This window comes from Dechloromonas aromatica RCB, assembly GCF_000012425.1.
In genome coordinates this window covers 4,130,350-4,142,814 of sequence record NC_007298.1, presented here as the reverse complement: position 1 = coordinate 4,142,814, position 12,465 = coordinate 4,130,350, and the positions used below count along the sequence as shown (strand labels likewise).

At 59.0% G+C, this 12,465-nt stretch carries 11 protein-coding genes; 10 read left to right on the top strand and 1 reads right to left on the bottom strand.

Features of this window, described 5'->3' with window-relative positions; genetic code table 11:
• The first annotated feature begins 23 nt into the window (after positions 1–23).
• Entirely contained in the window at positions 24–890 is an 867-nt protein-coding gene (locus DARO_RS19640) for a YicC/YloC family endoribonuclease (protein WP_011289571.1), read from the top strand.
• A 562-nt stretch (positions 891–1,452) separates the two neighbouring features.
• Here the strand turns inward: DARO_RS19640 and DARO_RS19630 are convergent.
• Entirely contained in the window at positions 1,453–2,067 is a 615-nt protein-coding gene (locus tag DARO_RS19630; RefSeq protein WP_011289570.1) for a PEP-CTERM sorting domain-containing protein, read from the bottom strand.
• A gap of 416 nt (positions 2,068–2,483) precedes the next feature.
• On the opposite strand from DARO_RS19630, the gene DARO_RS22015 reads away from it, so the two are divergent.
• The 9 genes from DARO_RS22015 to napH all read left to right on the top strand — a co-directional run bounded on the left by DARO_RS22015 (position 2,484) and on the right by napH (position 12,315).
• The gene (locus DARO_RS22015; RefSeq protein ID WP_011289569.1) at positions 2,484–5,066 is read left to right on the top strand and encodes a response regulator; all 2,583 of its coding nucleotides are present in this window, start codon (positions 2,484–2,486) and stop codon (positions 5,064–5,066) included.
• 42 nt (positions 5,067–5,108) lie between these two features.
• Positions 5,109–5,717, top strand: coding sequence for a guanylate kinase (gene gmk, locus DARO_RS19620; protein WP_011289568.1), 609 nt, complete (start codon positions 5,109–5,111; stop codon positions 5,715–5,717).
• 16 nt (positions 5,718–5,733) lie between these two features.
• A complete protein-coding gene (gene rpoZ, locus DARO_RS19615) occupies positions 5,734–5,940 on the top strand; it encodes a DNA-directed RNA polymerase subunit omega (RefSeq protein ID WP_011289567.1) in 207 nt (68 codons plus the stop codon).
• A 21-nt stretch (positions 5,941–5,961) separates the two neighbouring features.
• Entirely contained in the window at positions 5,962–8,115 is a 2,154-nt protein-coding gene (locus tag DARO_RS19610) for a RelA/SpoT family protein (RefSeq protein ID WP_011289566.1), read from the top strand.
• Positions 8,112–9,368, top strand: a complete 1,257-nt coding sequence (locus DARO_RS19605) for a D-amino acid dehydrogenase (protein ID WP_011289565.1) — start codon at positions 8,112–8,114, stop codon at positions 9,366–9,368. Before DARO_RS19610 ends, DARO_RS19605 begins: the two co-directional genes overlap by 4 nt.
• Positions 9,362–10,123 carry a TatD family hydrolase gene (locus DARO_RS19600; RefSeq protein WP_011289564.1) on the top strand — a complete coding sequence of 254 codons (762 nt, stop codon included), beginning with the start codon at positions 9,362–9,364 and terminating at the stop codon, positions 10,121–10,123. Before DARO_RS19605 ends, DARO_RS19600 begins: the two co-directional genes overlap by 7 nt.
• A gap of 126 nt (positions 10,124–10,249) precedes the next feature.
• Positions 10,250–10,453, top strand: coding sequence for a molybdopterin-binding domain-containing protein (locus tag DARO_RS19595; RefSeq protein WP_198134076.1), 204 nt, complete (start codon positions 10,250–10,252; stop codon positions 10,451–10,453).
• Positions 10,454–10,540: 87 nt separating this feature from the next.
• Positions 10,541–11,413 carry a ferredoxin-type protein NapG gene (napG, locus tag DARO_RS19590; protein WP_011289562.1) on the top strand — a complete coding sequence of 291 codons (873 nt, stop codon included), beginning with the start codon at positions 10,541–10,543 and terminating at the stop codon, positions 11,411–11,413.
• On the top strand, positions 11,410–12,315 hold the full coding sequence (gene napH, locus DARO_RS19585) for a quinol dehydrogenase ferredoxin subunit NapH (RefSeq protein WP_011289561.1): 906 nt from the start codon (positions 11,410–11,412) through the stop codon (positions 12,313–12,315). Before napG ends, napH begins: the two co-directional genes overlap by 4 nt.
• The last annotated feature ends 150 nt before the right edge of the window (positions 12,316–12,465 follow it).

The following is a 12,465-nucleotide window of genomic DNA, read 5'->3' as shown; positions in this document are numbered from 1 at the left end:
GTAAAGGTGGAGAACCCCTGATCATGATCTGTAGTATGACTGGTTATGCCGTTAAAACGCGCGATATTGAGCGCGGAACACTGCAACTTGAGCTTAAAAGCGTCAATTCCCGCTATCTCGATTTTCATTTCCGCGTCAGTGATGAATTGCGCTCGCTGGAAATGCCCCTGCGTGAATTGCTGGCCGCGAGATTATCACGCGGCAAAGTGGAATGCCGACTCTCTTTCAATGCCTCGGCGGCCCGTGCCGATCAGCTGCAACTCAATGGCGAACTGCTCGCGTCACTGAAGCTGCTGAGCGAGCGTGTGCGGCATGAAATGCCCGATGCCAGCCCGCTATCGGTCAACGAAACCCTGCGCTGGCCAGGCATGTTCGGCGACCAAAGCGTCGATTTCGCTGCTTTTGGACCGGTCGTCATGGCGCTGGCGCGCGAGGTGCTCGATGAATTTACCGCCAGTCGGGGGCGCGAAGGCGACAAGCTGGCGGCGATGATCGTCGAGCGCGTCAATGGCATGCGCGACATCGTGCGCCGGGTGGCACCCCGTATTCCTGAAGCCCAGGCGATATTCACCGACAAGCTGCGTCAACGTTTGACCGAAGCGCTGGGCAACGCCAGTGACGATCGCATCCTGCAGGAAGTGGCCGTTTTCGCGACCCGAATCGATGTCGCCGAAGAGCTTTCACGGCTGACTACCCACCTCGATGAAGTCGAGAGGGTGCTGAAGCAGGGGGGCGCCTGTGGCAAGCGCCTCGATTTCCTGATGCAGGAACTCAATCGTGAAGCCAATACCCTGGGCTCCAAGTCGGCAATTACCGAGGTTTCACAGGCGTCGATGGATCTCAAGCTGCTGATCGAACAGATGCGCGAACAGATCCAAAATTTGGAGTGACGTTTCAGCCTGTTGCAGAACATCGCAAGACACCCTCAGAAGCCGCTATGGTTCATTTCTTTGGTCTGAATATGGAGGCCAAATTATTGGCCGAAAAGAGGTAACCAAGTACAAGTCCATGAGTGCCGCTTATTCAGGGACAGGTATCTGCCCTGCCGTTGGATGTGGGCGACGGGTGGCGATCCTGTACGGTGGCTGCATGTTTGCCTGTCGGCGCTGTCACAAGCTGAACCACTAATGCCAGCGGGAAACAGATGATGACCGAGCCGCACGACGGGCGGACAAAATCAGGGTACGGCTTCAATGGGGCGGGGATATTGAATGGCAACGGCTGGAAGCCCAAAGGGGGGCTCTGGTGCACCTTCGAGCGACTGAGGGCAGAGCATGATGCTTTCGTCAGTGCTTCCCTGTCTGGGATGGCGAAACGCCTTGGGCTATTCGAGGGTCGGCTTGAGGCCAGGAACCGGATGGCTGACAAGTTCGACTAGTCGCAATCTGTATTCGCAATACTAGAAACGAAAAACCCGCCACGAAGGCGGGTTCAGTACTGAGTACAGCTTGCTTAGGCGGTCTTGCGACGGCGGGAGGGAACCAGACCAACGAGGCCAAGGCCAAGAAGGGCAAGGCTGGCCGGTTCAGGCACGGATTGTATTCCAACATTGTATTGAAGGTTCGCCATGCCATAATCACCTTCAGTATTGGAGTTGCATTTCGTCAGGGAGGTTCCTGAGCAGTATCCATAGCCGTTGAGGGTAACATCACCAGAGTAAGTCCAAGTGCCATTTCCCTGAATGTAAAGATCGGAACCGCTATCGGCAACTAACCTGTATTGGTGACCCGCTAGCAGGTCAATGTTGACGGACGAATAACGGTACAAACCTAGAAGAGGATCGCTGGACAGGACGTTTGTCGATACCAGCAACGCGCTAGAAATCTCGTCGAATATTCCGACTTTGATTTGTCCAGTAGTGAAGCCGTCACCCGCGAAATCGTAGGCACCTAATGATGTGACATTAAGGTTATTCGCGCCAACCGTGAATATCGTTCCGAACGACCATGCGCCATTGGTCCCGGGGGCATCCTCGGAGATGATACTTCTAAGAACGTTAGCTTGCGCTCCCAAAGACATGCAGCATGCGGCAACTACTAAAGCAAACTTACGCGTCGCAGATTTCATTATTATTCCCCTTGAAAATTTAGAATATATCGCCTACTAAGGCAAGCAATAAGCGGGCCATAAAAACGACTCAATCCCTATATAATTGATTTAATTTATTTGATAATTTACGAGTGCGGTTGCTGGGGTTGGTTCTGTAAGATTTTCCGACAGTTTTTCAGTCGTCGAAAACAGCTTGATGTGGCAAAGTGAAAAATTACCTTTGAATAAACCCTGACTGCTCTTTTGGCGGTATGTCGTCTTGTAGATCAACTGGCGGATATAATTAATTGCATCACAACGTATCAGGTAAGCCCATGAAAAGCGTGTACCCGTGCGTGTACCCCCGCCAAATATCGAATAACGAAAAATCAGTAGTTGTGGGCCTTTGTGCCTGCTACTACTGATTTAGATCCACCTCGAATAAACCGGCAGATATGCAACTAGCCAGCCGGTTTTCGTCGCTATCCGCCACGGCACTTACCCGGCGGTTTGTGATCGGCTGGTTGATTGTCGTTTTATCGGTCGTGGCGCTGGTTGCCTATTTCGTGCGCGCCAGTTTCGAGCAGCAAAAGCAACGGACGCTGCTTGAAGTCGAGAATCTATCGATGTTGCTTGAGCGCGATATCGCGGCCAATCTGGAAAAGGTTGATCTCATCCTGCGCGTCGCTATTGACGAGTATGCGGGGTTGAAAGAAAAAAAGGCGGTCGATGCGGTGACGGTGGACCGCTTCCTGGCTCGCCAGCGTGATCGGCTCAAGCCCTTGGTGGCGCTGCGGATTGCCAATGCAGCCGGGGAGGTTATCCTGGGTACCGATGGCGGAACGGGGTCGAACGCCATGATCGACGACCGCGAATATTTCAGGCAATTGCGGGACGACCCCGCGGCTGGTCTGCTGATCTCGAAGCCGATACGCGGGCGGATCAGTGGCAAATGGGCGATCATTCTGGCGCGCCGCTTGCCCGATGTTGGCGGCCATTTTTCCGGAATTGCCCTGGCCAGTGTCGGACTGGATAACTTTACCCATCAATTCACGGCGCTTCAGATGGGGCCGCGTGGATCGGTTGCCATGCGGGCCGCTGATCTTTCCTTGCTGGCCCGGGTGCCTTGGGACGAGGCGGTCGCAGAATACGGCTCGACGAAGATTTCGCAAGATTTTCAGCGTGCGCTGGCGGCTGATCCTGGGGCTGGCGTTTATTTCTCAGGGGCGACCAGTCTTGATGGCGTTCATCGTCTGCATGCCTACCGCTTCAATTCGGACTACCGGTTCTACATCAATATCGGTGTGCCGGAGGACTCCTATCTTGCCCCCTGGCATCACCAGTTGTATGGGGTCTTGGCCATGCTGGCGCTGTTTCTGGCACTCAGTGGCGGGACTGTCTACCTGCTGCACGGTTATGCCAGCAGGCTCGGTGAGCGCGAGCGAATGCTGCGGACCATTTTCGATACGTCGGATGGCGCAATTTTTCTGGTCGATCCGGCCGGAAAAATCGTGCTGGCTAATGAACGGATGGCGACAATGTGGGATGTGCCGCTGGCCGAGTTGGTCGGTAGCGAGTATGTATCGCTGATTCATCCGGCGGAGAGGGAATTCGGGCGGGAGAGAATGCTGAAGCTGATGGCCAGCGAGATTCCCTTCGTCCGTCTGGAGCGGGAATACGTCAAGCGTGACGGCACGGTTTTCTGGGGCTTCCTGTGTGGTCGGCGTCTGCTTGACGAGCAGGGGAAATTCGTCGGACTGGTTGGCCTGATCGCCGATATCGACGAGCCGAAGCGCAATGCCAGGGAACTGGAAACCTATCGTCAGCATCTGGAAGATCTTGTGCGGGAGCGCACGGCGCAACTGGAGGGGGCAAAGGATGCCGCTGAGTTGGCCAATCGTGCCAAGAGCGCTTTCCTTGCCAACATGAGCCACGAGATAAGGACGCCGATGAATGCAATTGTCGGCTTTGCCCATTTGCTTCGGCGCGATGGCGTTACGCCGAAGCAGGCGGACCGTCTCGACAAGATCATGGGCTCGGCGGAGCACCTGCTGGCGATCATCAACGATGTGCTCGATATCTCGAAAATTGAATCGGGCAAATTGGTGCTGGAGGCCAAGCCTTTCCGTGTCGTCGATGTGGTCGAGCGACTGGTCGGCTTGTGTGCAGAGCGGGCGCAGTCCAAAGGCCTGGCTTTCAGAACCATGGTTGGCGCCTTGCCGCCGGTACTGGTCGGCGATTGCACGCGACTGAGCCAGGCCTTGCTCAACTACGTCGGCAATGCGATCAAGTTTACCGAGGCCGGCACGATCACGCTCCGGGCTGAGGTGCTTGAAGAGGATGCGCATTCCCTGCTGGTCCGTTTTGAGGTTCAGGATACCGGTATCGGTATTGCCGGCGATGTATTGTCCCGGCTGTTTCGCCCCTTTGAGCAGGCCGATAATTCGACGACCCGAAAATACGGCGGCACTGGGCTTGGCCTGGCGATTACCCTGCGTCTGGCAGAGTTGATGGGAGGTCAGGCGGGCGTGGACAGTGAGGCGGGGGTCGGTAGCACCTTCTGGTTGACGGCGCGTTTTGGCAAGGCAAATTCCGCTGAGCCGGGGGGCTTGGCCGGGCAATCCGGGAGGGCGCCAGCTGCAGGTTCGACTTTGCGCAGGGCGCATATCCTGCTGGTTGAGGATGATCCGCTGAATCGCGAGGTGGCTGCCATTCTTGTTGAAGAGATGACGGGGGTGCCGGTCGATCTGGCCGATTCTGCCGAGCAGGCCATCGCCAAGGTGCAGGCGACGGCCTACGACCTGATTCTGATGGACCTGCTGATGCCCGGCATGGATGGTCTGGAGGCCACCAGGCGCATACGGGCCTTGCCGGGTTACGCGACGACACCGATCATTGCGCTGACCGCCAATGCCTTTGCCGAAGACCGGGAGCGTTGCCTGGCGGCCGGGATGAATGACCATCTGGGCAAGCCGGTCGTCCCAGAGCGCCTGCAGGCCGTACTCGAACACTGGTTGGCGCCGGGGTCGCTACAATAACGGACTTTGGCGCCAGGCGCCCCTTAGCTCAGGAACGAACGAATGGCAGGAAATCTCTTTGTCGTCGCAGCCCCGTCGGGGGCCGGCAAGACCACCTTGGTCCGCATGCTGCTGGAGCAGGAATCGAGCGTTAATCTTTCCATTTCCTACACGACGCGGCATCCGCGACCGGGCGAGCAGAACGGGCGCGAATATCACTTCGTCGAGACCCCGGAGTTTCGCGCCATGATTGCCCGCCAGGAGTTTCTTGAATGGGCAGAGGTGCATGGCAATTTCTACGGGACATCGAAGAAATGGATTGCTGACCAGCTGGCTGCCGGTCGCGATGTGTTGCTTGAAATCGACTGGCAGGGCGCCCAGCAGGTTCGCGCCTTGTTTCCGCAGGCGATCGGGGTTTTCATCCTGCCGCCCTCGATGGAGGAATTGACCCGTCGTCTGACCGGTCGCGGAACCGACAGCCCCGATGTCATAGACCGTCGCCTTGCCGCAGCGCAGGCGGAAATGCGCCATGTCGGGGAATTCGACTATGTTATTATTAACGACCAGCTAGCGCAGGCGCTGGATGATTTGCGTGCAGTTGTTCGCGCATCCGGCCTGAGCTTCGGGGCGCAACGTGCGCGTCACGCCGCCCTGTTTGAAAGAATGATCTGATTTTTGAGGTTTTACCATGGCCCGCGTTACCGTTGATGACTGCCTGAAAAGAATTCCGAACCGCTTCCAGATGACCCTGGCTGCCGCCCACCGTGCCCGCCAGCTGGCCAATGGCGCTACCCCGCTGGTCGATCCGGAAAAGCACAAGCCGACCGTCGTCGCGCTGAAGGAAATGGGCGCCGGCAAAGTGGGTCTGGAAGTACTGAACCGCGGCCAGGCCTGAAAGCAGGGGCGGTGAAGACTGATGGGCTCCGTACCGTCAACTCAGCCGCCTGCTTATGAGGAAGCCGCTTACCAGGTCTTCCTCGATAGTCTCGAATACCTATCTCCCGTTGATGTAGAGAGAATCAAGGCGGCGTATGCCTACGCCGCCCGTGCGCACGCCAGTCAGCGGCGCATGTCCGGCGAGCCCTACATCACTCACCCGCTGGCCGTGGCTGGCGCGGTCGTCGAGTGGCGGATGGATGCCGATGCGGTGGCGGCTGCGCTTCTGCACGATGTGCTGGAAGATACCGGCGCCACCAAGCACGAACTGGCCGAAAAATTCGGCAAGGAAGTGGCTGAACTCGTCGATGGCCTGTCCAAGCTCGACAAGATGGAGTTCGCTTCCTATCAGGAGGCGCAGGCCGAGAATTTCCGCAAGATGCTGATGGCCATGGCGCGCGATTTGCGCGTTGTGCTGATCAAGCTCGCAGACCGCCAGCACAATCTGGCGACAATGTCGGCCATGCGCGCCGACAAGCGTGCCCGCATTGCCCGGGAAACGCTGGAAATCTACGCGCCGATTGCACTGCGCCTGGGGCTGAACAAGCTCTACCGCGAGTTGCAGGATACGTCGTTCGAGCTGATCCACCCGCACCGTGCCGAGGTGCTGGCCAAGGCGCTCAGTGCGGCACGTGGTAACCGCCGGGAATTGCTGACCCAGATTCTCAACGGCATTCAGGACAAACTTCGCCATGCCGGCTTGAAGGCCGAGGTTTTTGGCCGCGAAAAGAGCCTGTATTCGATCTTTCGCAAGATGAAGGACAAGCATCTGTCGTTTTCGCAGGTGCTCGATATCTACGGTTTTCGGGTGGTTGTCGACAATGTGCCGACCTGCTATCTGGCACTCGGCGCCTTGCACAGCCTTTTCAAGCCGGTTCCCGGCAAGTTCAAGGACTACATTGCGATCCCCAAGGCCAATGGCTACCAGTCCTTGCACACGACCCTGATCGGTCCTTACGGTACGCCGGTCGAAGTCCAGATTCGCACCCGCGAAATGCACCATGTGGCGCAGGAAGGCGTTGCGGCGCACTGGCTGTACAAGGACATGGACGAAACTAGCGCCGATCTGCAGATCAAGACGCACAAGTGGTTGCAGTCGCTGCTCGAAATGCAGACTAGCGATTCGTCCGAGTTCTTCGAGAACGTCAAGATCGACCTCTTCCCCGATGAAGTCTATGTCTTTACGCCCAAGGGCAAGATCATGGCCATGCCGCGCGGGGCGACGGTGGTTGATTTTGCCTACGCGGTGCACACTGACGTCGGTCATCATTGCTCGGCCGTGCGGATCAATCACGAGCTGTCGCCGCTGCGGAGCGAATTGCACAACGGCGATCTGGTCGAGATCATCACCTCCGGGCAGGCCAGCCCCAATCCGGTCTGGCTGACCTACGTCAAGACCGGCCGCGCTCGCAGCAAAATTCGCCATTTCCTGCGCACCATGCAGAATGAGGAATCGGCCCGCCTCGGCGAGCGCCTGCTGCGCCAGGAGCTGTTGTCGCTCGGCGTCGTGCCGATTTCGATTCCGACCGACGCCTGGGATCAGCTGGTCAAGTCCGGTGGCCAGAAGTCGATGGAAGAGATTTACACCGAAATTGGTCTCGGCAAGCGTCTGCCTTCGGTTGTTGCCCGCCGTCTGCTGGCCCGCGAAGACATGTCGCACGATTCGCCGAGCAGCATGACGCTGGCCATCCACGGCACCGAGGGCATGGCCATCCAGTTGGCGCGTTGCTGCCAGCCGATTCCGGGCGATCCGATCATCGGTTCGATCAAGAAGGGCACTGGCCTGGTGATTCATACCCACGATTGTCCGACCATTCGCAAGTCGCGTTCGTCCGAGCCGCAGAAGTGGATCGATGTCGAATGGGAGCCCGAAGAGGGCAAGCTGTTCGATATTCGCATCACGGTCGAGGTCAAGAATGCGCGGGGCGTCTTGGCGCAAGTCGCTTCGGCGATTGCCGAAGCCGGCTCGAATATCGAGCATGTCTCGATGGATGCCGACCCGGAGCGTCTGTTCACTTCCCTCCGCTTCACCATTCAGGTTGCCCACCGCAATCACCTGGCCGCCGTGATGCGTGGCATGCGCCATATTCCGGAAGTGACCCGGATTACCCGTGAAAGGGGAGGCGAGACTTGAGAGTGCTCGTGCTGGGTGCCGGCGTTGTCGGCACAACGAGCGCGTGGTATCTCGCTCGGGCCGGGCATCAGGTCACGGTCGTCGACCGCCAGCCGGTGGCCGGCAATGAAACCAGCTTCGCCAACGGCGGCCAGATTTCGGTGTCGCATGCCGAGCCGTGGGCCAATCCACATGTCCTGCCGCGTGTGCTGAAGTGGCTCGGTCGCGAAGATGCGCCGCTGTTGTGGCGCTGGCGGGCCGATCCGGCCCAACTGGCCTGGGGGTTGCGGTTTCTCGGTGAGTGCTTCCCCGGCCGGGTCCGGCGCAATATCGCCGCCATCGTGTCCATGGCACTTTACAGCCGTGGCCGATTGCAGGCTCTGCGCGAAGAGTTGGGGCTGCAATACGATCATCTCGAACGCGGCATCCTGCACATCTACACCGACCGTGACGAATTTTCGGCAGCGCTTGATGCAGCACGCGTCATGCGCCAGTTCGGTCTGGATCGCGACACGGTCGATGTCGACAAGTGCCTGGAAATCGAACCGGCCTTGTCTGGTGCGCGCCATCTGCTGGTCGGTGGCGACTACACGCGCTCGGATGAATCCGGTGATGCCAACAAATTTACCTGTGCCCTGGCCGAACACGCCAAAGCAGCCGGCGTCGATTTTCGTTATGGTCTGACTGTCGAGCGAATCGCGACCAGCGGCAGCGAGATTGTCGGCGTGCTGGTGCAGCACAGCGAAGGTGGCCCGGAACGGCTGACGGCCGATGCTTATGTGGTCGCCCTCGGTAGCTATTCGCCCTTGTTGCTCAGGCCGATCGGTGTCGGCCTGCCGGTCTATCCGGCCAAGGGCTATTCGGCGACGCTGACGCTGGCCGAAGCCAGCCTGGCGCCGACGGTCAGCCTGACCGACGACGAGCGCAAGCTGGTCTTTTCCCGGCTCGGCAATCGACTGCGCATTGCCGGCACCGCCGAATTCAATGGCTACAACCTCGAACTCAATCCGGTGCGCTGTCAGGCGCTGATCGACCGCACGCGTCAGCTTTTTCCTCGCCTGGAAATCGTTGGCGAGCCGACCTTGTGGTGCGGCTTGCGCCCGGCCACCCCGTCGAACGTGCCTTATATCGGCCAAACCCGCTATCGCAACCTGTGGTTGAATACCGGCCACGGCACATTGGGCTGGACGATGGCCTGCGGCTCGGCCGCCTCGCTGGCCGAAATGATCAGCGGTCGCCGCCCCGAACCGGAATTTCCCTTCCTGCGATGCTGATTGATACCCATTGCCACCTTGATGCGGCCGAGTTTGATGCGGATCGTGATCGGGTGCATGCCGCGGCGCTGGCGGCGGGGGTAGCGCGTATTGTCGTGCCGGCGGTGGCGGTTGATGGTTTCGAGAAGACGAAGACGGCGGTCGAGCGTTATCCCGGTTGCGTTGCCGCTTACGGCATACACCCGATGGTCGTAATGTCGGCCCGGGAGAGCGATCTTGGCATCCTGCGCGACTGGCTGGCGCGGGAGCGGCCAGTCGCTGTGGGTGAAATCGGGCTGGACCTTTTTGTCAGCGACATCGATCCGGCGCGCCAGGAGTTTTTTTTCGTTGAGCAATTGAAACTGGCGCGCGAATTCGACCTTCCGGTGTTGCTGCATGTGCGGCGCGCCGTTGATCCCATCCTCAAGCAACTACGCCGCATCGGCGTGCGCGGAGGCATCGCCCATGCCTTCAACGGTAGCCGTCAGCAGGCCGATGAGTTGATCAAGCTTGGCTTTGCGCTGGGTTTTGGTGGAGCGATGACGTTCAGCGGTTCGACGCGGATCCGCGATCTGGCGAAAAACCTGCCGCTCGAATCCATCGTCCTTGAAACCGACGCACCGGACATTCCCCCAGCCTGGCTGAACGGTGGCCGCAATTCGCCGGCTGAATTGGCCCGTATCGCCGATGTCTTTGCCGACCTGCGTGGCATCGGTCGGGCCGAAGTGATGTTGGCCACGGCCGCCAATGCGCGACGAGTTCTGCCTGGACTTTGATTACCGTCAACATACCTGCAAGAAATTCAGGGCTATCCCTGTTGTTTTGATTTGCGCTAATGAAGCGCCGGCTTATGGGCGTAGATTGCGCAAGCTGATATCAAACTGACTGGGCGTTGTATGGACATGAAAGTCTCTGCGGGGGGCAATATCTCCAGCCTGATCCGCGGCGTATTGCCGGCGGAGGCCGAACAAGTGGCCGCGCAATGGCGGCTTCTGCCATGGGTTGAAGTTCATGCTGCCGCCGAAATACCGGATGCCGTGGTGTACATGCATCCGGACAATGCCAAGAAGCTCGGCCTGGCACGCAACGAGGTGGCCAAGGCGTAACCGAATCAACGAGGCAATCAGGGAGCGCCGGAAACGGGTGGGAAAGGGGCCCGCCCGTGACTGGCCTGACCGATCTGTGAGAGATAGATGAAAAGCGATTCCCCAAAAACGAGTGCAGCCCGCCGCCAGTTCATGTTCGATACCGCCCGCATGGCGTGCGGCGTTGGCATGCTGGGTCTTGGCCTGGGGCTTTATGCCAAGCAATCGAAGGCCTTGCCGGCCCTTGCCCTGCGGCCACCGGGTGCCCTGCCCGAGGATGGTTTCCTCGGCGCCTGCATCCGCTGCGGCCTGTGTGTCCGCGACTGCCCCTACAACACGCTGTCTCTGGCCAAACCGGAGGCTCCGGTTGCGACCGGCACGCCGTATTTCAGTGCGCGGAACATCCCGTGCGAGATGTGCGACGACATCCCCTGCATCAAGGCCTGCCCGACCAAGGCGCTGGACCATGAGCTGACCGACATCAACAAGGCCAAGATGGGCGTGGCGGTGCTGATTGACCACGAAACCTGCCTGAATTTCCTCGGCCTGCGTTGTGACGTCTGCTATCGCGTCTGCCCGGTCATCGACAAGGCGATCACGCTCGACATGCAGCCCAATACGCGGACTGGTCGCCACGCCATGTTCCTGCCCACCGTGCATTCCGAGTTTTGCACCGGTTGCGGCAAGTGCGAGAAATCGTGTGTGCTCGAAGAAGCGGCCATTCGTGTCCTGCCGCCCAAGCTGGCCAAGGGCGAACTCGGTCACCACTACCGTGTCGGCTGGGAAGAGCAGAAGAAGGCAGGCCATTCGTTGATCGATGAATCCAAGATGATCGATCTGCCGGATCGGATGCCCGAAGGTACGGTGTTGCCTGGTCACTACGATCCGGCCTCCGGTCACACCGAAACGATGCGTGGCGTGGCCGGCAGCGAGGCGGGCGTCATTCCGAGCCATCCGCCCGGGCTGGGGGGTAAGCCATGAGCCAGATGGGCAACAAGAAGCGCATTGGCGCCGAAGCCGTCGAGGAAAAGGGCTGGTTGCGCGCCCACAAGTGGCTAATCCTGCGTCGTCTGTCGCAGTTCGGTATCCTTGCCCTGTTCCTGCTCGGCCCGCTCGCCGGCATCTGGATCGTCAAGGGCAACCTCAACTACAGCTATACGCTGAATTTCTTGCCGCTGACCGATCCCTACGTTGCGCTGCAATCGCTGATGACTGGTCATGTGCCGGAAAAACAGGGCCTGATCGGCGTCGCCATTGCCTTGGTTTTCTATTTTTTGGTTGGTGGGCGGGTCTATTGCAGCTGGGTTTGCCCGGTTAACGTCGTGACCGACGCGGCGGGCTGGCTGCGTGACCGTCTGGGGATCAAGGGTGCTGGCAGCCTGTCGGCTCGCACGCGCTACTGGATACTCGGCATGACCCTGCTCGGTTCGGCGCTGACCGGTGTGGTGCTGTGGGAGCTGATCAATCCGGTCTCGATGCTGCATCGTGGGCTGATCTTCGGCCTTGGCTCGGCATGGATGATCGTCATCGCCATTTTCCTGTTCGACCTGTTCGTGATGAATCGTGCCTGGTGCGGCCGCCTTTGCCCGGTTGGTGCTTTCTACAGCCTGATTGGCCGCTGGAGCCCGTTGCGTGTCTCGGCCGCGAAGCGCACGGCATGCAACGATTGCATGGATTGTTTCGAGGTCTGCCCTGAGCCGCAGGTGATTCGTCCCGCCCTGAAGGGGGAGGATAAGGGCGTTGGCCCGGTCATTCTGGCACCGAGTTGCACCAATTGCGGTCGTTGTATCGATGTCTGCTCGAAGGAGGTCTTTTCCTTCGGGTTGCGCATCAATAACCCGACTTCGACGGCTGCCGCCATGGCTCAGCCCGAAGCCAAATGATGTTCGAATCTTGGCGTTACGGCGGTCGATCAGGCGCCGGAAGCTAAAGAATACATGGGCAGCAAACCGCAGCCAGGAAAAAGAACAGAGCGGACAGCCTGGAAAAACAAAGGGGAGCCTCGGCTCCCCTTTCTGTTGGTAACGAGTTGC

Coding starts and splice junctions, on each gene's coding strand:
- DARO_RS19640 (WP_011289571.1), top strand. CDS start 24: ATGATCTGTAGTATGACTGGTTATGCCGTTAAAACGCGCGATATTGAG.
- DARO_RS19630 (WP_011289570.1), bottom strand. CDS start 2,067: ATGAAATCTGCGACGCGTAAGTTTGCTTTAGTAGTTGCCGCATGCTGC.
- DARO_RS22015 (WP_011289569.1), top strand. CDS start 2,484: ATGCAACTAGCCAGCCGGTTTTCGTCGCTATCCGCCACGGCACTTACC.
- gmk (WP_011289568.1), top strand. CDS start 5,109: ATGGCAGGAAATCTCTTTGTCGTCGCAGCCCCGTCGGGGGCCGGCAAG.
- rpoZ (WP_011289567.1), top strand. CDS start 5,734: ATGGCCCGCGTTACCGTTGATGACTGCCTGAAAAGAATTCCGAACCGC.
- DARO_RS19610 (WP_011289566.1), top strand. CDS start 5,962: ATGGGCTCCGTACCGTCAACTCAGCCGCCTGCTTATGAGGAAGCCGCT.
- DARO_RS19600 (WP_011289564.1), top strand. CDS start 9,362: ATGCTGATTGATACCCATTGCCACCTTGATGCGGCCGAGTTTGATGCG.
- DARO_RS19595 (WP_198134076.1), top strand. CDS start 10,250: ATGAAAGTCTCTGCGGGGGGCAATATCTCCAGCCTGATCCGCGGCGTA.
- napG (WP_011289562.1), top strand. CDS start 10,541: ATGAAAAGCGATTCCCCAAAAACGAGTGCAGCCCGCCGCCAGTTCATG.
- napH (WP_011289561.1), top strand. CDS start 11,410: ATGAGCCAGATGGGCAACAAGAAGCGCATTGGCGCCGAAGCCGTCGAG.